This is a genomic window from Mesosutterella porci (genome assembly GCF_022134585.1).
Classification (GTDB): Bacteria; Pseudomonadota; Gammaproteobacteria; order Burkholderiales; family Burkholderiaceae_F; genus Mesosutterella; species Mesosutterella porci.
In genome coordinates, this window is record NZ_JAKNCT010000001.1 from 278,903 (window position 1) to 303,115 (window position 24,213).

Below are 24,213 nucleotides of genomic sequence, written 5' to 3' on the forward strand. Positions count from 1 at the left end.
AAAAGGAGGACGCCGGCCATGAAAGAAAGGCTTACGCGCGGTCAGCTCCTTTTCGGGGCGCTCGGGGCGGCGGGGGCAGCCGCCGTGATCCTTGCGATGCTCACCGTCTCGGGGGCTCTGTTTCTGCGGGCCTATGGGCTCAATCCCCGGGCCGCAGCCCCCTTGACGATCCCCGCCTACTGGCGAACCTACGGGAAGGAGGCCCCGCCCAGGCTTCGCGCCGCGATGGCGTTTTTCCTCCTTCTGCCCTGGCTTGCCTTTGGCGGGGCTGGTGTGGCTTGCCGCCTCGGAGCGCAGACGGCGGCCACTGCACGGCGATGCGCGCTTTGCGGGCCGCGCGGAGATCCGCCGCGCGGGGCTTCTGGGCAGCGCCTCGGACCCGCGCTCGATCCTCATCGGGAAGTGGCGGGGCGAATTTCTCGCCTTCGCCGGGAGCCAGTTCGCGCTGCTTGCCGCTCCGACCCGCTCGGGTAAGGGAGTCGGGGTGGTGGTCCCCAACTGCCTGCACTACGGCGAAAGCCTCATCGTGCTCGACATCAAGGAGGAGAACTTCGACCTCACCTCGCGCTACCGGCGCGACGTCCTGGGCGAAGAGGTCTATCTCTTCGCCCCCTTCAACCCCGAGGGGCGCACCCACCAGTGGAACCCCCTCTCCTACGTCTCAAAGGATCCCGCGGACCGGATCGGGGACCTCGACTCGATCGCGGCCTCGCTTTTCTCCACCTCGTCGGAAAAGGAGCGGTTCTGGTCCGAGAACGCGAAGGACCTCTTCCGGGGGCTCGCGCTTTTCGTGCTGGAGACCCCAGGGATCCCCCACACGATGGGCGAAATCCTGCGCCAGGCCTCGGGCTGCGGCAGGCCGCTCAAGGAGCACGTCGAGGAGGAGGCGAAGCGGGCCGCGGAGGAGGGCCGGCCCTACAGCCGCGCCTGCCTCGACTCGCTCAACCGCGTGCTCCAGAACGGAGAGAACACGCTCACCTCAATCCTGTCAACCTTCAACGTGCCGATGCTCGCCTTCCAGAACCCGCGGGTCGACGCCGCCACTTCATCCGACACCCCGGGGTTCGACCTGAGGGAGGTGAGGCGGCGCCGCATGACGGTCTACCTCGGAATCTCGCCCGACCGGCTGAGCCAGGCGCGCGTGATCGTGAACCTCTTTTTCGAGCAGCTGCTCAACCTCAACACGCGGCGGCTCCCCGCCCAGGACCCGGAGCTGCGCTACCAGTGCCTGCTCATCCTGGACGAGTTCACCTCGATCGGCAGGATCCCGATGATCGCGCAGGCCGTCGCCTACATGGCGGGCTACAACATGCGGCTGCTCACCGTGATCCAGAACAAGAGTCAGCTGGAGAGCGTCTACGGGCGGGCCCAGGCGGTCACCCTGATGGCGAACCACGCCCTGCAGGTGATCTACGCGCCCTCGCCCGTCGTGATGGACGATGCGCGCGAGTACAGCGAGATGCTGGGCTACAGCACGGTGCCCGCCCGCTCGAGGACGAGAAGCCTGGGTTCGCTCAAGGGCAGCCGCTCGGAGAGCGTCTCCGAGCAGCGCCGCGCCCTGATGCTGCCCCAGGAGATGCGCGAGCTCGGGACGAGGCGCGAGATCATCGCCTGCGAGAACACGCGCCCGGTCCTCGCGCAAAAGATCCGCTACTACGAGGAGCCGCTCTTCAAGGCGAGGCTCCTCGGCTCAATCCGAAGCGACATCCCGCGGCTCGCGCCGCGCAGGGACCCGCCGCCCGCGCCGAAGGAGCCCCCGCCCCGGCCTCAGGAGAGCCCCGGCGGGAAAGCCGCCGCCCGCCCCGCCCGGGCCTTCTGCGAAGGCCTTCGCGCGAAGGACAAGGAGATGGAGCAGGCGCTGTCCGACACGGCGTTTTCCTATTTCGAAGTGCTCCGGGGAAGAACCCCTGCGGCCTCCGGGCCGCGCCCGGCGCAAAGCGCCGGTGCCGCCCCGGAAAACCAGACACCTTAAAGGAAAGAAGACATGGAAACCAAAGACCAGGGCGCGGCTTTGCCCGCACTTTTAAGCGCGCAGCTCACGGGGTCCCCCGCAAGGCTCCCCGGCGGGGCCGGGCTCGAGGCGGACGGCCGAGCGCTTCTCGCCGACGGCACGGTGACCCCCTTCCGGGTCCGCGTGAGCCGCTACGAGGAGCGGGTGCAGCTGCTCGCCCCCGAAGACCTGCCCGCGGACCTGCGGCCCGAAGCGCTTGAAGAGGAGCTGCTCGAGCTGGTGCAGGGCGACCTGCAGTGGCTGCGGCGCGCCGCGATTCACAAAAGCCCCGAACCCCTGCCTCCGCCCCGGGGGGCCGCCGCAGGCGTGAAGCTCAGCGGCATCGAGCTCGAGGACGCGGTCGAGGAGCTTCGCAGCGAGCTCACGGCCCGCACCCTCGCCCTCGCCTCGGGGATCGAGGAAGAGGAGTCGGACGCCTATTTCGACGAGCCCGCGGCCTGGGACGAGAACGACGCGGAACGCGCGCTCGAGGCGGAGAAGGAATACAGCGAGGAGGACTGAAGCCATGGAAAAAGGAAAGGATCACAGCAAACCGGGCGACTTTCAGCTCGCCTACGCGCGCGAGACCGCGCGGCAGCTCATCGCCCAGCTTGAGCGGGGCACCTCGCCCTACCAGAAGAGCTGGGCCGGGGAGAGCCTGCGCCTGCCCTACAACCCGAAGACCGGCACGCGCTACCAGGGCATCAACGCGCTCAAGCTCCTGATGCAGGGCCGCTCCGACTGCCGCTGGCTCACGCTGCGGCAGATCAACGAGCTCGGGGGCCGGGTGCGCCGCGGCGAGCACGGCGTGCGCTGCTTTTACTTCGCGCAGAAGATGGTCCCGCGCGGGGAGTGGCTCCGCGCCCGCGGCAGGGACGAGGAGGCGGCCGCGGCCGACCGCTCGGAACGGGTGCGGGTGCTGATCCCCTGCCCCTTCACGGTCTTCAACGCCGAGCAGGCCGAGTCTCTCGAGCTGGGCGGCGCGGAGGAGGAAGAGCGCGCGGGCTGGACCCCGGTCGAGCGGGCCGAGCAGCTGCTTCGCAACTCCGGCGCGGTGTTTCGCTGCGAAAAAGGTGACCGCGCCTGCTACAACGCTTCCGAAGACGTCATCGTGCTGCCGCTTCGCAGTCAGTTCGCGGCGCCCTCCGAGTTCTACGACGCGGCGCTGCACGAGCTCGGGCACTGGACGGGGCACGAGAGCAGGCTCAACCGCTTCATGGACGGCAAACCGATCGTCTTCGGCTCGCCCGAATACGCAAAGGAGGAGCTGCGGGCCGAAACCGCCTCGCTCATGGTGGCCGCGCAGATAGGGCTGCCGCACCACCTGAAGAACCACGCCTCCTACATCGCCGGCTGGGTGGGGGTGCTGCGAGACGACCCGAAGGAGCTGCTGCGCGCCTGCTCGGACGCCCAGCGCATCACCGACTACCTGCTGCAGTACGACCGCGAGCAGGTCTGGGTCGTGAACTACGACCGCAGGAGCGCCTTCCGCGAGGACGCCGACCAGGCGATCCGGCGCTGCGAGGCCTTCATCAACGAGCACGCGCTGCTGCCCGAGCGCTTCCGCGCCTCGGTCGTGCGCCTGATGGGCGAAAAGTCGATTGTGAAGCGCGACGCGGAGTGGGAGGTGGCCCGACAGGCGCTCTCGCCCGACACGAACGGCCCGATCCTCGAGCGCGCGGGGCTCAAGGGGATCGCGCTCCTTCGCGAGCCCCACCGCTTCATTTCGTGCGCGAGGGCGGCGGACGCGGAGCTGGGCGAGTACGCGCTGAGGCAGGTGCGCCGCGCGCTCGGCCCCCGGAAGGCCGAGTCGGCCCTGAGGCGCTCGATGCTCCCGGAGGCGAGGACCGCGGAGGCGGGGCTCTCTGCCCGGCTGCGGCTGCACTTCGCGCGGGCCGGGCAGAACTCCCGCGACGCGCTCTCAAAGCTTCGCGAGGCACCGTCCGGGCAACAGCGCGAGGCGCTCGGGAAGGCGCGTGAAGAAGCAGGACGAAGCTTCGGGCTCGCGCTGAGAAAAGAGCGCCAGAAGGCGCCCGAAGCGCCCCGGAAGAAGGCGCCGCAGAAGGAGATTTCAAGATGAGGACCTATATCGCGGACAACGCCGCGGCCGCCGCCGCGATCGGCCGGCGGCTCGGCATCAGGGAAGAGAGGGACGGGCTACTTCTTTGCGAAGGGGGCGAGGCTGTGGGCTGGTGCGCGGGCCCCCTTTTCAGGATCGCCCCGCCCGAGCGCTTCCTCGAAGCGGGCGAACCCGAGGCGGTCCCGGGCACGGGGATCGTCTTTCCGCACCACTGGATCCTTGAGCCCGTGGAGGGCCGGGGAAGAAACATCCTGCGCGAGGCGCTCCGGTGGGCGCTCGAGCGCTCGGATGAGGCGGTCGTCGCGACCTCCTCCGGGCGCGAGGGCGCGAGAAAGGGCTGGGAGATCCTCGAGGCGTTCGGGTTCAGGGGCCGGAGGCTGAGGCTCCTGCCCGAAGAGATCGAGGCCAGCCCCGGCCCCGGGCTTCCTGCGGCCCGTCCCCTGACGGAGTCAGACCCAGAGCTTGCCGCAGGGCTCGCCCGTGCCCGCTCCGACTGGATTCTAGGCTCGGGGCTGAGCCGCGCCGCGGGGCTTGCAGCCCGGAGCTCCGACCCGGTCTTTCCCGGCCGGATCGCGGCCGGGCGGCTCACCGCACCGGTCCTCCAGGCGGTTGCAGGCCGCGACGAGGACGTCGCGCGGCAGCGCGAACATCCGCGGATCATCGTCACCGTCGCGATCAGACACGCGCGCGGCGAGTGGACGGCGGAGCTCCTCCCTCCGGGCGGAGGTTTTTCAATCGGCAGCGTGAACGACATTGAGCTGCTCTGCAGACGTGTTGAGCTGCACACGGGCGAGGTGACCGAATGGTTTTCCTGCGAGCGGGAAACCCCTCCCCCGCCTCCCGCGACCGCGGCCGAGGCCGCCCTCTGGTCGGAGAAAAAACTGCGGCTGATGCCGCAGGAGTCCCTGCGGGCGCTCTCATCCCTCGAAAAGAAGGGACTGATCACGAGGGGCAGTCCGCCCGGGAACAGGGCCCCGCGCTGGGAGGCTGCGCAGGCCGCTCTTTCGGCCGCCTCGGGGTTCGAGCCTCGGCTGCGGCCGCTCCTTGCCCTGGCCGCTTTCAGCCGCAGGCGCGCGGACTTCGCCTCCTTTCCCTGGTGCGAGGGCGGCCTTTTCCCCACGGGATTCGCTCCCGAAGAGCCGCTACCGGAGCCTGAAAAGAGCCTTTTTTTCTTCATTTCGAGGCTCGTGCTCGCGCAGTTCTGCACGGACTGCCGCTACCGCGAGAGCCGCGCTCGAGCGGTGATCCGGGGCTTCGCGTTCGAGGGGCGGACGAGGACTCTTGTCCGGGCCGGCTGGACCTCGCTTTTCGATCAGGGGCGCCTCCGCTCCGACGACCGTGGACTGCCTCCCATGGAGCGGGGCGACCGCGTCACCGCGCGGCGACTCTCGGCCCGCTTCACCCGCGGCCGGCCTTTCTACAGCTCGGCCGCCTCGGTCGCCAGAACGCTTCTCGAAACCTCGGGCGAACCCCGGCTTGCCTTCTGCGAGGCTAACCGGGCGGCCCTGCTTCTCGAGTTGCTTCGGGAGAAAAAGCTGGTCCTCAGGCTCGCTTCGGGCCGCTACCGGGCGACCGACAGAGGCCGGGCGCTCCTTGCAGCGCTCCCCGAGGAGTTCCGCGAACCCCGCTTCTGCGCGCGCTTTGAAGCGACACTGCACGGGATCGAGTCGGGAAGGCAAAGCGAAACGGAGCTCGAGCAGGAAGCAAAGGAGATGGTCCTCCTGGCCGCCGGGCAGCTTCCCCGACCCGCTCCGGCGCTTTCCTGATCCCCCTCGGGAAAAAGCCTTTTCCCGAGGGGCTCCGGACTTTCCGCTTCCGGCTTTTGCACAAGGTCTTCCCGACCCGTCGATTTTCGAGTCCGAATCAATAAGGGTTTCCCCTCCATTCTTTCGGTTACAATTTTCTTTTGCAATACCTTTTATGCCTACGATATTTCACCTAAGATATTTTATCTATTCATAATCAAATATTAAAAGAAAACAAACCGTAGCCTGAACCGCATACGTCATAAAAAATCAACTAAGGAAAACACTGTAGGCATTTATACTTAAGAATGTTGACCTAGTTCCTGGAGTCGGGAAAACTGCGCCCGGGTACCTCCACCGATGCACCCGGAGGGTTCCCCTGCTTCTTTTGTCAAACCAAAAGGAAATACTCCAATGAATAAAATCTACAAGACCATCTGGAGCGACGCCCGTCGCTGCTTCATGGTTGTGAACGAAACACAAAAGGCGCATGTCAAAACCACGAGATCGGCGGTGTTCGCGGCGGTCGCTTCCGCCGTCCTCCTTCTGCCGGGAGCGGCAACAGCCGCCTATACGGAGCCCGGGCAAGTCGCCTCAAGCGCCCAGGCCGTGAGCGAGGCCGTCGCCTCCTGGGAAACCGACGAATACAAAAAGGACTGGGGCCTTGCGGCCATGCACGCCTCCAAGGCTTATGCGCTCGGCTTCCACGGCCAGGGCACGACCGTTGGAATCATGGACTCCGGGGCACTCATCCAGATTCACCCGCAGCTCACGGGTGACCGTTTTCACGCCTCGACGGCCGACGCCGAGTACGGCTCGAGCGGCGAGCGCTATCCGCAGCACTCCGAGGAGGATGGCCGCGGGGAGTACACGCCTGGCCTGGGCGCAGGCACGACCATCAGCGGCAGCTGGGTGAAGGGCGTGAACGACAGCCACGGCACCCATGTGACGGGCACGGTGGGCGCTAACCGCGACGGCGAGGAATTCCACGGCGTCGCCTGGGGCGCCGACCTCTGGATAGGCAACACCGGCGGCACCGACGACACAAACTACGGGCCGTTCCAGGACTATAAATTCTTCAAGTCGGGCTGGAGCGCCCTGGCCGACAACGTTGTGAAGGCAAACGGCGAGGAACGCGGGGGCTTCATCAACAACTCCTTCGGAACCAACACCCGCAGGGTCGTGACTGATCCCAACGCCAAAGGCCCGGACGGCGGCAACATTGCGGCCCATAACCCGACCAACACTGTGTCGGAAACCGAATACGAGTATTTCCTCTTCAACAACCGCTACGTCGGCACGGGCGGCACGGTAAGCTGGAACCAGTCCTTCGTCGACGCGGCCTATGAGGCGGTGAAGGACAAGAACGTCGTACAGGTGATCACCACAGGCAACCGCGACTTTGACAACCCGTTCTACCGTCCGCTCTACCCCTACTTCAACCCGGACGCGGAAAGCCGCTGGGTGGCCGTGGCCGGTCTGCAGCAAAGCCAGGAGGGAGGCTACGAGCTCATCGGCCGCTTCAACGAAGCGGGCAACGCCAAGTGGTGGACCGTGGCAGCTCCCGGCAGCAAGATTTACAGCTCAACGGTGTCCGATGACGGCGAGGCAGGCTATGCGAGCTGGGGCGGCACTTCAATGGCTGCGCCCCACGTCACGGGCGCACTCACGGTGCTCATGTCGCGCTACCAGGACATGAACGCGCTGCAGGTCCGCGACGTCATGTTCACGACTGCAAACCACAAGAACCCCGATGGCTCGAACATGAAGGGATGGGACAACCATGACGGGACCACGCCCGCGGACGGGCAGGTCTCCGACCGCATGGGCTGGGGCGTTCCGGACCTTGACAAGGGCATGTACGGCCCCGGGCAGTTCCTCGGGCACTTCGACTACAACATGGCCCGCACCCCGCTCGATGTCTGGACCAATGACATTACGCAGGCAGCCCTTGATCAAAGGAAAACCGAGGACGCCGCCTGGAAGGCTGCGGCCGAGAAGTGGTTGGCCAACCCGACTCTCACTCTGGGCGAAGAATACTCCGACGCTGAAAGAAGGCTCCTTGGCGACATTCTCCTCGAGACCGATGACGACATCGTGGGCATCAGCGATGAAAACGAGAAGATTGACAAGTCCGACGCCATTGCCTGGCGCAAGGCCTACTACGGCAAGCGGCTCGAGGCAATCAAGGCGAAGATCGAGCAGGGGCTCTACAACGGCTCGCTCACGAAGCGCGGCGAGGGCACGCTGGTCATGACCGGCAACAACACCTATCGCGGCGGCACGGTCATCGAGGCGGGCACGCTGCTCGGCTTCAATGACTCGTTCGGCGTCACCGAGCTCGAGTCTGGCGCGGCAGCCGGAAGCGCCGCGGCGCCCGCGGCAGCCGCCCCCGGCTACGGCAACGGCAAAGTCACGGTCAACGGCGGCACCTTCGGTCTGCTCAGCTCCTATGACGACGGCTTCACGAAGACCGGCGTGAACACCGACACGAACAGCGACCACTCCGTCGACGTCACCGTGAACAACGGCGGCACGCTGGGCGTGGCGGCCGGCCAGAGCGTCGAGGCGGGCAGCCTCACCTTTAATAAAGGCGCCAAGGTCTCTGTTATCTCCACGGACCGCGACACGGCGGCCGAGGCTCTGCGCGGCCAGGCTCAGAGCGGCACGATCAGCGCGGACTCCATCACGGGGGCCGCGAACCTCTCTGCCGCAACGGACTACGCTCTCCTCAAGACCGACGTGAAGGTCGAGGGAAGCACCCTGACGGCCACGCTCTCGCGTGACGAAACGAAGACCCTGGGCTCGTACGCGAGCACCGGCATCGGACGCTCCATTGCGAAGCAGATTGAAAGCGCGCCCGACAGCGTTGCGTTCAACGCTCTCGGCGTTTCGACCAAGAAGGAAGTGAGCAGCGTACTCGACGCCCTGGACAGCGACTTCTATCTGTCGGCCCGCAACGCGACCGTCACCAACGCGCTCACGCTCGCGCGCACGGTGAAGGACCAGGCCAACGGCATTGGCGACGCCCGCGTGGTGGAAATGAAGGACGGAACCGCCCGGATCTGGGCGACCGGCATGGGGGCCTGGGCTGACCTCGACTACAACGCGAACTTCGATTCCGACTACTACGTCGGGCTCGTGGGCGGCGAAGTCGATGTGGGCAGCACCACCAAGCTCGGAGCCTTCTTCGGCTACGGCCAGTCGAAGTACGACAGCAGCGAGGGCAAGATCGACAGCGACGACCTGCACCTCGGGCTCTACGGCATCACGAACCTCGAGCCGGTGAAGCTCACCTACGGCGCGTCCTACACCTGGCAGGACCGCGACAACACCCGCAAGTTCCGTCTGGATGACCTTCGCGCCGACAGCAAGCACAGCACCGATGCCCATGTCTTCCAGATCTTCGGTGAGGCGGCCTACACGGGTCTGAACACCGTCGGCTACGCGCTCGAGCCCTACTTCGGTCTCGCCTACATGCAGGTCGACTCCGACCGGGTGAAGGACGAGGTAGCGGGAGTGCCGTTCGGCACCGCGGTTGACGATTCGAACATCGGCATTACCACGCTCGGACTTCGCGGAGCCGCGAACTTCAAGGCGGGCAGCGTCGACCTGCAGCTCAAGGGCGACGTCGCCTGGAATCACTTCTTCGGCGACAACCGGCCCGAGGCGAAATTCCAGGTGCTTGATGCCGGCTGGGCGAAGATCAAGGGCGAGAAGCTCTCCGACATGGCCACCGTGGGTGTGGGACTCGAGGCGAAGTTCACGAAGAACGCGACCTTCGGGATCTTCTACACGGGAGCCTTTGACGGCGACGTGACCTCGCACGGAGCTGGCGCGCATCTGCGCATCAACTTCTAAGCTCGGACGCCGGGGCTTCTCTTCTCAGAGAACTCCGACTACACCAGGCAGGGCAGGCATCGTGCACACTGCGCGATGCCTGCTTTGGCAGCTTCAGGCTGTCCCGGTTTACTGCGGCTCCTCGCCCCGGCAGCCTGCATGTTCCTGAGACTGGCGAAGGCATGAGATTTGTCATCGGTAAAGCTGCGGAGCGAAACCCTCCGAGCTCAGGGGGCTCCTGATCCTGAGGACTGCGCAAGGCTGCAAAGCGGCAGCCGGCCGACGTGGACTTTATCAAGTCTAACGGATCCACCCTCACGGGCCCTGCCGCCTGGACTGCCTTGCCCTTCGCTGCAGCATCCGTGAACCGGAATGGCGGAGTTAAATATTTTTATTTTTACACGGCCGTTTTTGCGGCAAGGAGGACACACCGGACCATTTATCTGCTGACTCATCGCTGTCCATACGCTCAAGGCTGACTGAAGCACAGACTCCTTTCTGCGCCTACTCAGCTCTTTTTTCCAGTTAAGCAAGGAGAGACAGATGAAGATTCACACTACGGTGCTTGCGGCCGCCCTCACTGGCGTGCTCGCGGCCTTTTCCCTGCAGGCCCTCGCCTGTTCAACGGTTATCGTCGGCAAGGCGGCTTCCGCGACCGGAAATATCCTCGTCGGGCACAACGAGGACAACGGCGGGCGCATCTTCAACCCTCAGTACTACGTTCCACCCGCGGCCCACAAGGCGGGTGAAATGATCACATTCGAGCCCGCGGCGGCCAAAATCCCGCAGGTTGCGAAAACACTTGGTTTCTATTGGTCGCAGACGCTTTCCTCGAAGGGCTCGTCCTTTTCAGACGGATTCGTGAACGATGCAGGCGTCATCATTGTTTCAAACGCCTGCACGGGCATTTACGACAACGACCAGAAGCTTACAGACGGGGGCATTGGCTACGGCATTCGGCGCCTCATGGCCGAACGCGCTCATTCTGCCCGTGAAGCGATCCAGATCGCGATCGACCTGCTCGGGAAATACGGCTACTTCTCCGAGGGCCGCACCTATACGGTGGCCGACGCGAAGGAAGCCTGGCAGATCGCGATACACAAGGGCGACACCTGGGTCGCGCGCCGCGTGAAGGACAACGAGGTGGTCTACATCCCCAACAACTTCATGATCGGAGTGGTGGACGCGACCGACAAAGACAACGTGATCGTCTCACCGGGACTGATCGAGCGTTCGATCAAGAACGGGCGCTATAAGCCCGCAAAGCCCGGCGTTTACTCCGACTTTAACTTCCGGCTCGCCGTGCAGCCGCCGGAGCGCCGCGCAGCACAGTACAACTTCAGCCGCAACCAGCTCGCCTGGAACTACATTCTCGGACAGAAAATCACCGATCCGGAATCCTTCCCCTATTCGGCCGCGCCTTCGCGCAAGTTCTCGCTGAACGATGTGAAGGCGATTCTGCGGCTGCACGAGGAGAAATTCGGCGCTGAGGACGACGGCTGGATGCACTACCGGGGATTTGGAACCTGCCGCGCCACTTCGCATGAATCGCTCGTACTCGAGCAGAACAAAATTCCACAGCTCATCTCGGGCTACCGTACTTTCACTCGCCCGTGCGAATCGCCCTACATCCCGTTCTTCCCTCTCGCCAGGCCTGACAGCAGCCTTTCCTACATGACGCCCGCTGAGGCGGCCGCGGAGCAGTTCCATGCGCTTGACAAGCGCTTTGACTACCGGCCCTCCTACGGCGCAACTCCCTTTGTGGACAATGCGAACGCGGTCGATTATCTCGCAGGAGACGCCTACGAGGCGAACCGCAAAATGATCGCGAAACTTGAAAGCCGCTGGGAAGGCGAGCGCGCCTCGATGATCGAAAAAGCACGGAAAGGCTTCGTGAAAAGCTCTTCGGGAACAATGAAGACGCTGCACCGCTTCAACAGCAGCAAGCTCCTTGAGGCGCAGAAAGCTGTGAAGGAACAGCTGCGCAGGATCACCCCCTGGCGCGTGAAGACCATGAGCCGAGAACTCGATCCCACAAGTGACGCCCCCGTCGTCTTCGTGCTTTTCAGCCGCAAAGGCTTCGATGCCACCAAGATCGATAAGGAGCGCACATGGGCGGGTCTGAGCCGCGAATCCATCACGAATGGCAGGACCCTATCGGAGAGCACCGGAAAAGCGGCGGGGTTTGAGGAAAAGGACATGAACGGCGACGGATTGCCCGACATGGTGATTACGTTCCGCCAGAAGGATGTTGCAAAAAACATGCTTCCGGGAGTGGAATACGACACTTATCTCTACACCCGCGCGGGTGACACCCGCATCACGGGCTTTGACGTCCTGCGGGTGAAGGGAGAGACCCGCACGAGCATCGGGAAGTAAGGCAGCGGGGAGCACGCCGTCCCGATTTTTCACCACTTCCGGGATTTCCTGATTTCATGGCCCCGGAAAGAAACAGGCAAAGCGGGCATCGTCAGCAAATCGCGATCTCCGCTTTGCCATCCGCCAGCCGCCTCATGCGCATCGAAAGCAGACCGTCCTGCACCTCGCCGTGGGCCTGCAGAACCGGAGCTCCGCCTGTCACGTCTCGCTACGCAGTGTTTATGACGCGGCCGCGCGTCCCTCGGCCCGCTTCTTTTTTCCGATACCTGGAGCCAGAGCCGCCGTTCAGTCCGGCCGCCAAAAAAAGGGGGGAGGGCCAGCCCAAGGCTTTATTCGAAGTGAGCGGCAGGTGCGGCTCTTCAGGGGATCGGGCTTGAACTCACATTGCTGCGACCCCTTTCGCGCCAGGAGGAAGCTTCATCATAGAAAGCCCCCGCACTCCCGCCCTGTCCGGACCACGTACATTCTGGCAGCAGGCTGCCGGCACTTTTTTCAGGCTGGGATTGACCATTCACAAAAAGCTATAGAATAAACAACAAATAAACGTTAAAATAATAACCAGGCAATAAATTCCATCCGGGCTCCGGCCCGCCGCCCTGTCGCGGACCACGAGGCTGAGAGCCCTCTTCAAGATTAAGGGGGTGCATCATGAGAATCCTGCTTCCGGTCGACGGCAGCCTCTACAGTTCCTATGCCGCGGATTTCATCGCTTCCCGCACTTCGCCTCTCGCCGAAAAACCCGAAGTCGAAGTCTTCAATGTCCAGAAGCTGAGCTCCGGGCTCGTCTCCGACCTCTGGAACACAAAGTCCTACGAAATGTTCTGCCGCACGGGCGCTGCCAAGGCCTTCTCTGCCGTGCGCCGGACGCTCGAGTCCAGCGGCGTGAAGATCTCCGAGAAGTACGCCAAGGGTCCGGCCGTCGAGCTGATCGCAAAGGAGATCGAGACCTACAAGCCCGACCTCGTCGTGATGGGCACCAAGGGCAAGACCAACTTCGACCGCATCGCGCTCGGGTCGGTCACCACGGGTGTCATCGCCCGCAGCTCCTGCCCGATCCTGCTCATCCGCTCCGAACCAGGCGCGATTCCCGATGCGCTCAAGGTGGGGCTGCCTGTGGACGGCTCCTCCCACAGCCTCGCCGCTGCGAAGTTCGTCGCGAAGCACGCGGTTTTCTTCGGCCGCAGCCCCGAGCTGCTGCTCATCCACGTCTCGAACCTGGGTGAGGAGTTCTTCTACTGCGACCTCGACAACCCGTTGCCCGAGACACCGGGCGAGCGCTTCGGCGCCGAGGCCTATTTCGACAAGGTGAACAAGGAGCGCATCGCCCTGGAGAGAATGGACGCCGAAAAGGCCTTCGAGTCCGTCCGCCCGGTGTTTGAGGGAAGCAGCCTGCTCGTGCGCGAAATCCCGCTCACGGGCGAAGTCGCGCCCGCGATCAGCCGCTGCGCCCGCACTGAAGGGCTGCATCTGCTCGTGATGGGCACGCGCGGCCTCGACAACACCGCCTCCGTGACGCTGGGCTCGGTCACGAGCCGCGTGCTCGCGGAGAGCACGATCCCGGTTCTGGTGGTCAAGGGCTGAAAAAGGAGGGAGCCCTCCCCTCTCTGTATATGACAAGGACAACCGAAAAAGCGGGAAAAAAGCCGCAGCGGCGGGCTCAGGGGCCCCGCCCCCAGGCCGCTTCCCGCAAGGAGTGCAAACCATGAAAATCCTGCTACCAGTCGACGGCAGTCTCTACAGCGCCTACGCGGCCTCCTTTCTCAAGGCCTGCGCGCCCTTCCTGAGCACCACGCCTGAAATCGAGGTCTTCAACGTCCAGCGCCTAAGCTCGGGCCTTTTGAGCGATTTGTGGGACACGGAGTCCTACCAGAACTTCTGCCGCGCCGGAGCGGCCCGCGCCTTCGCGGGCGTGCGCCGCGCCTTTGACAGCCTGCGCGTGCCGGTGCACGAGAAATACGCGACGGGCCCCGTGATCGAAACGATCCTCCAGGAGGCCGATTCCTTCGGACCCGATCTCATCGTGATGGGCACTAAGGGCAAGACCAGCTTCGACCGGCTCGTGATGGGCTCGGTCACCACCGGCGTCATCGCCGGGGCGAAGTGCCCGCTGCTTCTCATCCGCAGTCCCTACCTTCCCAAGGGGCGCGACCTCAAGGTAGGGCTCGCCGTGGACGGCTCCGAGTACGGCGCTCAGGCGGCCCGGTTCCTCGCCCGCAGTGCCGACCGGCTCGGCGCCCAGACCAAGATCAGCCTCATCCACGTATCCGACGACGCCGACGACGTCTTCTACTACAACCTCGTGAACCCGGACTATTTCAAGGCGGTGGAGACCGTGCCGGAAAAAGGCGGAGACTTCTTCGAGCAGTTCAACGCAAAACGCGTCGCCTTTGAAAAAGAGGAAAGCGACAGGGCCTTCGCCACGGTGCTGCCGGTGCTCGAGCCTACGGGTCTGCCGCTCGAGGAGGTGACGCTTTCGGGCGACGTGGGGCCGATCCTCGCGCGCTACGCCGAGCAGATGGGGCTCGACCTCCTTGTGATGGGCTCAAGGGGCCTTGACAACGGGGAGGCCGCGACCACGGGCTCGATCACGACCCGCGTTCTCGCCGAGGGCCGCATCCCGGTGCTTGTCGTCAAGTCCTGAAGGCACCCTGCCGGGGGCGTTCGCGTCGCGCCCGCCCCCGGCTCAGAGCCTTCGGATGTCCTCGAGCAGCTTTTCGACCTCTTCTTCCGTCGTGCTCCATGACATGCAGAAGCGCACGAGGCTTCGCCCGTCGAGCCGCGTCCCAAAATCCTCGAAGATGTATTTTTCGACCAACCGCTTTTTCTGCACCTCCCCCAGCAGGACAAACTGTTGGTTGGTGGGGCTCGAACCGGCCAATTCGATTCCGCGGGCCTCGAAGGCTCCGCGAATCCGCAGCGCAAGCTCGTCGACCCTTCGCGCGACAGAGAAATAAAGGCCCTTCTCCAGCAGTGCCCAGAACTGCAGCCCGAGCAGCCACCCTTTGGCCAGCACAGCGCCGCTTTGCTTCATGCGGGCTCTGAAGCGGTGTGCGAGTCTCGGGTTCGTGATCACGGCGCCTCCCCGAACATCGCCCCGCACTTGGTGCCGCCCAGGTAGAACGCGTCGGCAAGACGCCCGAAATCCTTCAGCGTGACGTCGCACCCGTCGGCCATGAGCCCATAGCTCATTCTTGCTCCGTCCGCGAACAGCATCATGCCGAAACGCCGGCAAACCGCCGAAAGGGCCTCGAGTTCTTCAAGGCTGCAGAGCGTCCCGCTCTCGGTCGGGAAAAAGATGCAGACAAGCGCGGGCCGGGTCAGGTATTCGGCCCCGCCGCTGTCGCGACAGCGCTGCGCACAGGCAAGCACGTCCTGCACGGACAGCTTTCCGTCCCGGCCTGGCAGGATTTCCACCTTGTGTCCGTGCACTCGGCCGATGCGCATTGATGGCAGGAAATATGCCCCGTGTCGGCCGCGAGCACACTCTCCGTGGAGGAAAGACCGGCCGAGGCAATCACGTCATTCGCCTGGGTCGCACCGGGGAAAAAGTGCACCTTGGCAGAGGGCGCGCCGGCCAATTCCCGAACAGCGCCGGCCGCCCTGGCGCACCAGTCATCCGCGCCGTAGCCCGGATCGCGCTAAGCGTTCGTCACTTCGAGCGCTTTGAGCACGGCGGGATGGACTCCGCAGCAGCAGTCGTTATTGAAGCGAATCATCTTGTCCCCTTCTTCCTGTCAGCTCCGGCGGAAACGGATCTCCGCCCGATTCGGCCAATTGTATCGGCTTTGCCTGCGGCCGAAGGCCCGGAGCGCGCGGCCCAGCCCTAAAGGAGATGCGTCAGCAGGGCGTCCACGCCAACGGCCGAGGCCACCGACATCAGGAGATTCTTTCTCGCCGCGACCAGAAGCGCCGCAGCCAGGCCTCCCAGGTCCGGAATCGAGGTCGTCATGAAACTCGGGGCGACCACGGAAACCATGACGCAGCAGGGCACCAGCTCAAAAAGCTTCTTCACGTCCGGAGAGAAATCCCGCCCGCGCAGCAGCAGGTAGGCGATGATTCGGGTGGAGTAGGTCGCCGCCGCCATTCCGAGAATCGTGAGTAGCTGAGGCAGGGTCAGTTCCATCACTTAAGACCTCCGCGGATGAAGATCCAGGCCGCGGCCAGGCCCGCGATGATGCCTAGCATGACGGCCAGAGGCGTGGAAACCACAAGAGATGAGAGCGCTGCGGCAAGGCCGCTGACCACCACGGGCATGCCCCGGCGCCGCCCCGGCCACATCATCGCCGAAAGCGTGATGAAAAGCGCGGGGAAAGCCGCCTGAAATCCCCAGCTGCGCAGGTCTCCGATCATGCCGCCCAAGGTGCATCCCACGGCAGCCGACGTCCACCAGCAGAACCAGAGCGTGCCGCCCACCCCTAGGTAAAAGGCCGGGGAAAAGGCCTCGGCAGCGGACAGTCCCGCCTTCTTTCTTTCATAGCAGTCGCGCATCGACAGCGACCAGCACTCGTCGCACATGAAGAAAAACGCCGCAAAGGCCACTGCCCGGGGCTGCTTTTCAAGCCAGGGAGTGAGCGCAGCGCTCATCACGATGTGACGGGAATTCACCAGCCAGGTCGTGAGCACGATCGCCGCAGCCGGAGGCACAGCGGCCCAAAGCGAGAGCGCCGCAAATTCCGAGCCCCCGGCAAAGTTAAACCCGCCCATCAGTCCCGCGGCAAGAGGCGAGAGCCCGACGAAAGCGCAGGTCGCGCCCATGATGAGGCCAATCGGAATCATGCCGATCATAATCGGCGTGACCGTCCGGAATCCCCGCAGAAATTCAGCGGCGGCCGAGTTCGGCTCAGCTGACAAGAAACATTCCTCCAGGCAAGGCGGGGAATCTGCGGCCCCTGTACCCGTCCGGTCCGCTTTCAGGCCGGCTGGGCAGGGGCTCTTGAGGGAAGCCACCGCCTGCAATCTTATTCTTTTTTCCTCTCCGCCCGCCTTTTAAAGAGTCTGAAGCAAGAACGCCTCTATGAGGACCGGGCCCGCGTGGAGGCGCCCATTCATTCTAAACAGGTTTGGCCGATTTTCTCAGGACGGACGGCTCACCAGCCCCCATAACCAGCAGTCAGTAGACCCAGACCAAGCCTCGGACGGCCCGCAGCCTGACCGAAGGGCTGGGATTTCCTAATGCGGCCGGCTCCATGCCCTGGAAAGAATGAACCCGAGGGAAAACCATTCCAAAATCGGCTAAACATAAGTAATATAGCTTAGTGTGACGTAATTCCAACCACCGCTGCTTCTCCGACAGATCCGCAGATATCCGGGATGTCCTTTGAGGAACGAAGGATGGATTAGATCTGCCGGAAAAACCGCCTTTCCGAGGAGATGTCATGAACATTCTGTGCTGGGTCGCCGTAGTCGCCATCCTTGCAACGATCTACGGTCTGATTAAACGCTGGGAAACACGGCTCGTGCTGATAGCTGCAGGCTTCCTGCTGTGCTGCGTGAGCCTGCAGCCCATGGCAGCGCTCAACGCCTTTGCCAAATCGATGACGAACAACTCGCTCATCATGGCAATCTGCGGATCGATGGGCTTTGCCTTCGTGGCAAGCTACACCAAGTGCGACCGCTCCCTGGTGTACTACCTGTCCTCCCCCATCAGGGGACTTGGGATTTTCCTGATTCCGATCTGCACCCTGATCACGTTCCTCGTGAATATCGCCATTCCTTCGGCGGCAGGCTGCGCTGCGGCCGTGGGCTCCACGCTGATTCCCGTCATGCTGCGCGCGAGGATCAAGCCCGCGGCAGCTGCCGCCGCAGTGCTCGCCGGCACGATCGGCTCGTACCTGTCGCCTGGCACCTCGCATAACCCCTTTGTAGCCAAAATGGCCGGCATCGGCGTGATGGACTTCATCGGCACGCACATGTGGTACTCCATCATGTGCGGCGTAATCCTCATCGTGGGCACGGCACTCGTCTGCTTCATCCTGGGCGACGGCAAGGGTGATGAAAACGCCCAGGTCGACCAGAGCAAGCTCATGAGCAACGACGGCTTCAAGCCCAACCCGCTCGGAGCCCTGGTGATGATCGTCCCGATCGCGATCCTCGTAGTCGGCAACGTCTGGGTGCCCGCCATCAAGACCGGCGTCGCACAAGCCATGCTGATCGGCGCGATCTGCGCCCTGCTTGTCGCCCGCGCCGATCCCCAGCAGTTCTCCCGGGAATTCTTCAAGGGTATGGGCAAAGGCTACGCCGACGTGCTGGGCATTATCATCGCCGCGGGCGTCTTTGCCGCGGGCCTTCGCACTTCGGGTCTCATTGACGCGGGCATCGCCGCACTCAAGGAATCCAATGAATTTGCCCGCTGGGGCGGCTCGCTCGGCCCCTGGATCATGGGCGTGCTCTCCGGCTCTGGCGACGCGGCCACGCTGGCTTTCAATGAAACCGTCACTCCGCACGCGAAGGATTTCGGCATGACGATCGAGAGCCTGGGCGGCCTCGCCTTCCTGTCGGGAGCCCTCGGGCGCACGATGTCCCCGATCGCGGGCGTCACGATCCTCGTCTCCGGCATCGCGATGGTGAACCCGCTTGAGGTCGTGAAGCGCACCTGCATCCCCTGCGTGATCGCGGTGATCGCCTGCGCGCTGCTCATGGTCTAAAACGCTCTGCGCGAAATCGCCTTACCTTCGGCAAAGCCGGCCCGGTGAATGAATCGGGCCGGCTTTACTTGATCTCAAAAAGAACATTTTTTAGTTTTATATAGGTTGCAAGCTAAAATCTAGATGACTTTAATTCGTAAAGGTCCTGTATTGAAAATTCATCTTTAAGCCAAACGCTACAGTTATAAAAAAATTGAAGAAAAACCGAGTCCATCATCGTCTGAGCTCATATCACGGCACTGCCGAAAATGAAAATGAGCGGACCAATGTCTATCAATACAGCCAGCGCTCTGAAATAAAGAGGGATATGGGAAATCAGGCAAATAAATAACGCGAGGCACCGGCGCGGACGCTTCCCTTGAAAACGCCGGCTCCCGCCTGTTCCGATGCCGCCAGGGCTCAGTCCCGAAAGGGGCTTTCTGCAGGGGAAGGGAGTGCGCATCGTTCCGAGGGCGGCTCCTGACCGCCCGGTTTTCTCTCTATCCGCCCTTTCCCCCGAGCTTCAGTCTTTCAGACTGCAAGCTCCCAGTAGCCGACATCCAGGTAACGGCCCTTCTTGAAGCCCGCCTCGGTGATGGTGCCCGCGTACCTGAAGCCGAATTTTTTATGCAGCGCGATCGAGGCTTCGTTCGTCCCCGTGATGATGGAGACCACACGGTGGGTGCGCGAGTCTTCCCTAGCAAGGTCGAGAATCGCGCTCATCAGCTCCCGGCCTACGTGTTTGCCGCGACAGGCCTGATCCACATAGATGGAGAGTTCCACCGTCGAGTCGTAGGCGGCCTTGCTGTTGAAGGAAGACAGCGTCGCGTAACCCGCCGGAACACCGTTGACTTCTGCCACGATCAACGGATGATTCGCGACATTGTGGGCATCGAACCAGGGCTGGCGCTGTGCGAGTGTGAACGGTTCAGTGTCAAAGGTCGCCACCCCGTTGATCACTTCGTAGTTGTAGATTTCAAGCAATTTCGGCAGGTCGGCCTGCACCGCGCGTCTGATATTCATTTTTTGCAGAAGAAAGCTGTGGCTGGACAAAAAAGCGGGCATTTGCTGAATCCCGTCCGGCAGCTGCCGCCTCCTGTTTCCTTCCAAAGGCTAGGCCCCGCGCATAGGAAACCGTGCGGAAAGCACCGTTACAGTCTGAACGGTAAGCCTAATCCGAAGTTGCCGCAAGCGGCCTGCCGATCACGCCCGCAGGAATTCCGGCTCCTCAGGACTTCTTCTCTCCGCGGCGTCCCGGCCGCCCTACTTGCGGCCGATCAGAAGTTCGGAGCCCGAGAGATTGAGCTTCCAGGATTCCTTTTTCGTGATGAAGAGGCCGTCGGTCGTGTCAAGGAGCTCGACCTTCTCAAAACCCGCCTTCTTCAGCTTTTCAACGTAGGCGCTCATGTCTCCGAACTTCTCCTTGCGGCCGAAGTAGTCGTGGAGCACGAAATGTCCGCCTTTTTTGAGCACCCGCATCGCCTCGTCGATCATCTTTCCCTTGTTGAGGATGGAGGAGCTGCTGTAGAGGTAGTTGCTCACGACGAGATCGAAGGACTCGTCGGGATAAGGCAGTTTCGAGGCATCGGCCTTCTCGAAAGTCACGTTGGGGACGTTCTCGGCCCGCGCGTTGGACTCGCAAAGCGCGAGGCTGCCGCTGCCGCCGGAAAATACTCGCGGCCAGGTGTCGATTCCCACCATGCTCGAGCGCGGATGGCGCCGGGCAACCTCGATCGCCAGAGCGCCGGTTCCGGTCCCGAGGTCGAGCCCCTTGCCTCCCTCGGCGAGCTTCGCTCGGGCGGCGATGTCGTCGATGATGCGGCGCGCATAAGAGCCTGAATCATTCAGGTCGAAGGCGCGGGTGAGCCTGAGCATCACCGCGCAGGCCCCTGCGAGAATCACCAGGGCGATGCCGAAAAAGAACAGGGAGAAGGTCCGGAGTGCCCCGGGCGCGAGGCTTGCGAGTGCCGTGGCCACCCCGAAAAGCGAGACCGCGGTCGCAAAGCCGGTCGCGTAAAGAAGGCGCCGAGGGATCCAGTTTTTATAGTCGGGCTTCATCGCTTGCTCCGGTCGAAAATGAACCCTTTATTATCCCTCGGCCGGGCGAAACGGTCCCGCGGCCTCGGAAAGCGGGGAAAGCCCCCGGCCAGGCCCGCCCCGGCCCCGCCTCAAGGAGAGAGTGAGACGCAGGCAGCGGGGTCGGGGCTGCCGGAACGAAAGGCCTTTTTCCGGACTTACCGGGCGGCGGAGGCGGTCCTGCCCACAATAAGCCCCGAGGCGATGACGTCGCAGAGCCTCGTGGAGATGGACCCGCAGGTGGAGCCCGCCGCATAGAGCCCGGGAATCGGAGCGTCGTCCGAGGCGCGCAGGACCTGGAAGTCGGGGTTCACTTCAAGCCCGCCTTCGGTCTTGTCAGCAAGCGGCCAGTTCGCCGCCGTGATGTAGTACGGAGGAGTCATCGCGCGAAACAGCGGATCGGTGCGGCCGAACTCGGTGTCTTTGTCCGCCTTAAAAAGCCCGTGCCCCGCAAGCGCCTTATCGAACTGCCAGCGGTCGCGGTTGGGCCCGCGGAAGGTCTTCTCGTCAAAGATCGCGTAGCCCACCTCGTTGTGCATCGACAGAAGCTTCAGCGCGCAGCCCAAATAGCGCGACTCGTGCTCGTTGGTGATGCGCCGCCCGGCCTTCGTGACGAGGAAGGCAGTGTCCACGTCGAACATAATCCAGGAAACTCCTGACGTGCCCTTCTGGGGGCCCGCGTAGAGCTTGGGCATCGACTCCATGTCCTCGATCGCAGCCCCTGCCCTGCGGCCCATCACGATGCCGTCGCCCGTGTGATCCGGCGGCACGCCGTCGCCCACGGCGGAAAAGCCCGTCTGGATCCCGGACCAGAAGCGCTTGCAGCGCTTCATCATCGCTTTGTTGTTGAGGAATCCCCCTGTCGCGATCACAATCGAGCGGGCGCGAATCGCGATCGGACTGCCGCCCGAGGCCGGGCGGGCGACGGCGCCCGGTTCCTGCTTTCCGGGGCCCTCATCGGGGCGTCGCTCGGCAGCTTCATGGCCGTCTACCTGGGGCTCGTCGTCGACCGCTTCGGGCCTGCGCACGCCGGGGTGAACTACGGCATCGTCTTCTGCGGCTTTTCCGCTGCAGGGCTGCTCGGCCCCGCCATCGCGGGAGCTTTCGGTGCGGCGGGGCCCGGCGGCCGCGCGGGAACCGCACTCGCCCTGGCCGTCACGGCGGCGGGCTTTCCCTGCCTCGCGCTGCTTCGCCGGACGATCCGGCAAAGCGGCCGTCCGCTTTAAGGAGACGAGCTCAGCTGCGGGACTTTGAAAAGTCCCGAGCGAGGGCGAGCTTCGCCTTCAGGTAGTCGGAGAGCGGCTTGTCCTCACAGTAGACCCGGGCCCCGCGGATCCCGCGCGAAAGCAGCACCCGGTAGCAGCGCCTCACGTACTTGAGGACGAGGCCGCTTCTCAGGCGGTGCTTCTCCGCAGCCGTCAGGCCGGGGCTGCTTCCAAAAAGCCCCTTCTTCCCCGCCGAGTCCCTGAAGGAGTCGTAGTCCGCGAAGACTTTCTTTTTCACCGGGTCGTAGCGAAGGTCACGCCCGATCAGGACCCCGACGTATTCGAATTCGAGCCCCTGGCAGGTGTGCACGCAGCCCACTTGGCCGCGGGTGCTGTCGAGAATGGCCCACTCGGTGGAACTTTTCCGGCTGTTCCAGGGCAGCGACACCGCCACCCGCCCCTCATGGTCGCGGACCTCCACGTCATTCGCCTGGGCGTCCGGGTTCACGTCCTCAGGAGACCAGTCCCAGGCGTAGCCCGCGAGAAGCCTCGCGCCCTCGAGTACGCCGCCTTTCTGGAGGCCGTGCCCGGCGGGCAGCTTCGCGTTGATGCCCTTGACCCAGCGCACGAGCTCCCGCGGATCGTCGAGAACGTCGAAATCAAAAGCGTTCCTGTCCCACCCCTCTTCGTTTGCGGAGGCCCCGCCCCGGTGCGGCATCTGAAGCGCGTCCGAGAGCCAGTTGAGGAACCCCTCGGAGCCCTGGCAGCGGAACTGCGCCTCAAGCCTGAGCGGTCCCACGACCTCGGCCCCGTACTGCCCCGCCACCTCGCGGATGCGTTTGACGCTGCCCTCGTCGACCGGCCGCAGGCTCTGCTCCTCGTCGAGGAAGAACACGCAGACGGCGGACCCGCGGATCACATCCTGCACCATGGAGCTGCCGCGGTACATGTTGGTCCGGGTGTTGAGCCTGTGGGCCTCATCGACCACCAGCACCGAATACTCCGGGGCGATGAGCGCGGGGTCGAACCGGGGGCCAAAGTCGCTGTGCGACTCGGGCTTGAAGAAGGTGGTCGCCCCGCGGAAGAAACAGTTCACGTCGTTCGCCCGCCTGAGGCTCTCGAGCCGTTCGGAAGGCTTCACACCCTTTAAGATCGCGAGCAGCGCGTTGCGGTACGAGGCGGTGGGCGAGACGAAGCGGATGTTGCGGGCGAAGCGGTCGATCGAGAGACTTCGCAGCAGTTCCGCGAACACGGTGAGCGCCACCACGGACTTGCCCGTTCCCGGGCCCCCTTCCACGATGATCGCCTTCCGGGCAAAGCGCCGCTGCCCCTCGGGTTTCTCGAAAGCCTCGCAGTCGCGCTCGACCGTGAGCTTTGCCTGCGTGAGGATCCGCCGGTAGGCCACGTACTGGTCCTCGATCAGGACGAAGCCCGTGCGCTTTGTCTTTAAAAAGAGACGCCCGACCTCCTCAATCAAGCGCGGAGAGGGCGAGAGGCGCCCGTTGAGGAGCTCCCAGGAGATCTCCCGACCGCTGCCGGCGCCGACGGCCCGCTTCAGATAGTCCGCAAGGTGCGACTGGTCCCGCGCGTCAAAAAGCGGGGCCTCCGACACGTAGACGTCATTGGGCGGCGCGGAAAGGCTCGCCTTGTCCGTGTAGTCGTTGTGCAGATACGCGCAGGCGCTCGGGCTGATCTTCCCTTCGTAGACCGGGGCGAGCATCGAGCGAAGGAACTGTTCGTAGGAGTAGGCCTGGTAGCTCGGGTGCGTGAGCACGCGGTTCTGGCCTCCCAGCTTCGTCTCCACGAGCCCCGGGTCCTCGGGCAGAGGGCTTGCACTGCTCCACTGCTTGAGCTCGATGATGACGAAGTTCGCCCCGCCCTTCTCGTCGTGCCCGGTCACGATCACGTCCACCCGGCGGCTCGTGCGCGGCAGCCGGTACTCGAGCAACACCCCGCAGTCGTCCGGCAGCCCGCCCATGGCGAGGGCCTTCTCGACATAGCCCAGGGAGTTGGACCAGGAGCGGAACTCGCTGGTGCGGGTGCGCAAAGCCTCCTCGGGCGAGAGCGACGCGCCTGAATGGAAGATGTCCGCGAGCATGAGCGGGATGAGGTGCGGATCCCGCATGTCGGCGCGGAATCGGCCAAGCGAATTGTGGTAGACAACGGGCATGCCGGGCTTTACGCCTCCCAAGGGGCGCTGTTTTTCGAAAAAAGAAAAAAGGAAAACAAGTTTTAATCATAGCCCGCGGAAAGCCGCTTTTCACCCACGGCCAGG

Annotated in this window: 18 protein-coding genes; 10 read left to right on the forward strand and 8 right to left on the reverse strand. The window is 63.8% G+C overall.

What is annotated here, in order from left to right; all coding sequences use genetic code 11:
• The first annotated feature begins 259 nt into the window (after positions 1-259).
• The 8 genes from MAF45_RS01305 (at position 260) to MAF45_RS01340 (ending at position 14,675) form a co-directional block, all read left to right on the forward strand.
• Positions 260-1,972 (forward strand): type IV secretory system conjugative DNA transfer family protein, encoded by a 1,713-nt coding sequence (locus MAF45_RS01305; RefSeq protein ID WP_237977747.1) that lies wholly within the window; start codon positions 260-262, stop codon positions 1,970-1,972.
• 12 nt (positions 1,973-1,984) lie between these two features.
• Entirely contained in the window at positions 1,985-2,512 is a 528-nt protein-coding gene (locus MAF45_RS01310) for a hypothetical protein (RefSeq protein WP_237977748.1), read from the forward strand.
• A gap of 4 nt (positions 2,513-2,516) precedes the next feature.
• Complete coding sequence (locus MAF45_RS01315) at positions 2,517-4,070, forward strand: ArdC family protein (RefSeq protein ID WP_237977749.1); 1,554 nt, start codon at positions 2,517-2,519, stop codon at positions 4,068-4,070.
• Complete coding sequence (locus tag MAF45_RS01320; protein ID WP_237977750.1) at positions 4,067-5,836, forward strand: DNA topoisomerase; 1,770 nt, start codon at positions 4,067-4,069, stop codon at positions 5,834-5,836. The genes MAF45_RS01315 and MAF45_RS01320 overlap by 4 nt, the downstream gene beginning before the upstream one ends.
• 393 nt (positions 5,837-6,229) lie before the next feature.
• Positions 6,230-9,676 (forward strand): autotransporter domain-containing protein, encoded by a 3,447-nt coding sequence (locus tag MAF45_RS01325; RefSeq protein ID WP_237977751.1) that lies wholly within the window; start codon positions 6,230-6,232, stop codon positions 9,674-9,676.
• Between the two features lie 522 nt (positions 9,677-10,198).
• The gene (locus MAF45_RS01330) at positions 10,199-12,034 is read left to right on the forward strand and encodes a C69 family dipeptidase (protein ID WP_237977752.1); all 1,836 of its coding nucleotides are present in this window, start codon (positions 10,199-10,201) and stop codon (positions 12,032-12,034) included.
• Between the two features lie 648 nt (positions 12,035-12,682).
• Positions 12,683-13,615 carry a universal stress protein gene (locus tag MAF45_RS01335; RefSeq protein WP_237977753.1) on the forward strand — a complete coding sequence of 311 codons (933 nt, stop codon included), beginning with the start codon at positions 12,683-12,685 and terminating at the stop codon, positions 13,613-13,615.
• A 121-nt stretch (positions 13,616-13,736) separates the two neighbouring features.
• Positions 13,737-14,675 carry a universal stress protein gene (locus tag MAF45_RS01340; RefSeq protein ID WP_237977754.1) on the forward strand — a complete coding sequence of 313 codons (939 nt, stop codon included), beginning with the start codon at positions 13,737-13,739 and terminating at the stop codon, positions 14,673-14,675.
• Between the two features lie 42 nt (positions 14,676-14,717).
• Here the strand turns inward: MAF45_RS01340 and MAF45_RS01345 are convergent, their stop codons facing one another.
• From MAF45_RS01345 to MAF45_RS01360, 4 genes are all read right to left on the reverse strand, one after another.
• Positions 14,718-15,134, reverse strand: coding sequence for a PLP-dependent aminotransferase family protein (locus tag MAF45_RS01345; protein ID WP_237977755.1), 417 nt, complete (start codon positions 15,132-15,134; stop codon positions 14,718-14,720).
• Complete coding sequence (locus MAF45_RS01350; protein WP_237977756.1) at positions 15,104-15,478, reverse strand: beta-eliminating lyase-related protein; 375 nt, start codon at positions 15,476-15,478, stop codon at positions 15,104-15,106. Before MAF45_RS01350 ends, MAF45_RS01345 begins: the two co-directional genes overlap by 31 nt.
• Positions 15,479-15,857: 379 nt before the next feature.
• Positions 15,858-16,157 (reverse strand): AzlD family protein, encoded by a 300-nt coding sequence (locus tag MAF45_RS01355; RefSeq protein ID WP_237977808.1) that lies wholly within the window; start codon positions 16,155-16,157, stop codon positions 15,858-15,860.
• On the reverse strand, positions 16,157-16,885 hold the full coding sequence (locus tag MAF45_RS01360; RefSeq protein ID WP_237977757.1) for an AzlC family ABC transporter permease: 729 nt from the start codon (positions 16,883-16,885) through the stop codon (positions 16,157-16,159). The genes MAF45_RS01355 and MAF45_RS01360 overlap by 1 nt, the downstream gene beginning before the upstream one ends.
• A gap of 524 nt (positions 16,886-17,409) precedes the next feature.
• Here MAF45_RS01360 and dcuC point away from each other — a divergent pair.
• Positions 17,410-18,678, forward strand: a complete 1,269-nt coding sequence (dcuC, locus tag MAF45_RS01365; protein WP_237977758.1) for a C4-dicarboxylate transporter DcuC — start codon at positions 17,410-17,412, stop codon at positions 18,676-18,678.
• A 510-nt stretch (positions 18,679-19,188) separates the two neighbouring features.
• Here dcuC and MAF45_RS01370 read toward each other — a convergent pair.
• From MAF45_RS01370 to MAF45_RS01380, 3 genes are all read right to left on the reverse strand, one after another.
• Positions 19,189-19,680 (reverse strand): GNAT family N-acetyltransferase, encoded by a 492-nt coding sequence (locus tag MAF45_RS01370; RefSeq protein ID WP_237977759.1) that lies wholly within the window; start codon positions 19,678-19,680, stop codon positions 19,189-19,191.
• 240 nt (positions 19,681-19,920) lie between these two features.
• A complete protein-coding gene (locus tag MAF45_RS01375) occupies positions 19,921-20,715 on the reverse strand; it encodes a class I SAM-dependent methyltransferase (RefSeq protein ID WP_237977760.1) in 795 nt (264 codons plus the stop codon).
• A 176-nt stretch (positions 20,716-20,891) separates the two neighbouring features.
• Complete coding sequence (locus MAF45_RS01380) at positions 20,892-21,761, reverse strand: FAD-binding protein (protein WP_237977761.1); 870 nt, start codon at positions 21,759-21,761, stop codon at positions 20,892-20,894.
• Between MAF45_RS01380 and MAF45_RS01385 the strand changes: the two genes are divergently transcribed.
• Positions 21,714-21,959 (forward strand): hypothetical protein, encoded by a 246-nt coding sequence (locus MAF45_RS01385; protein WP_237977762.1) that lies wholly within the window; start codon positions 21,714-21,716, stop codon positions 21,957-21,959. The two genes, MAF45_RS01380 and MAF45_RS01385, sit on opposite strands and share 48 nt — an antisense overlap.
• Positions 21,960-21,969: 10 nt before the next feature.
• Here the strand turns inward: MAF45_RS01385 and MAF45_RS01390 are convergent, their stop codons facing one another.
• Positions 21,970-24,108 (reverse strand): DNA/RNA helicase domain-containing protein, encoded by a 2,139-nt coding sequence (locus tag MAF45_RS01390; protein WP_237977763.1) that lies wholly within the window; start codon positions 24,106-24,108, stop codon positions 21,970-21,972.
• Positions 24,109-24,213: the final 105 nt, after the last annotated feature.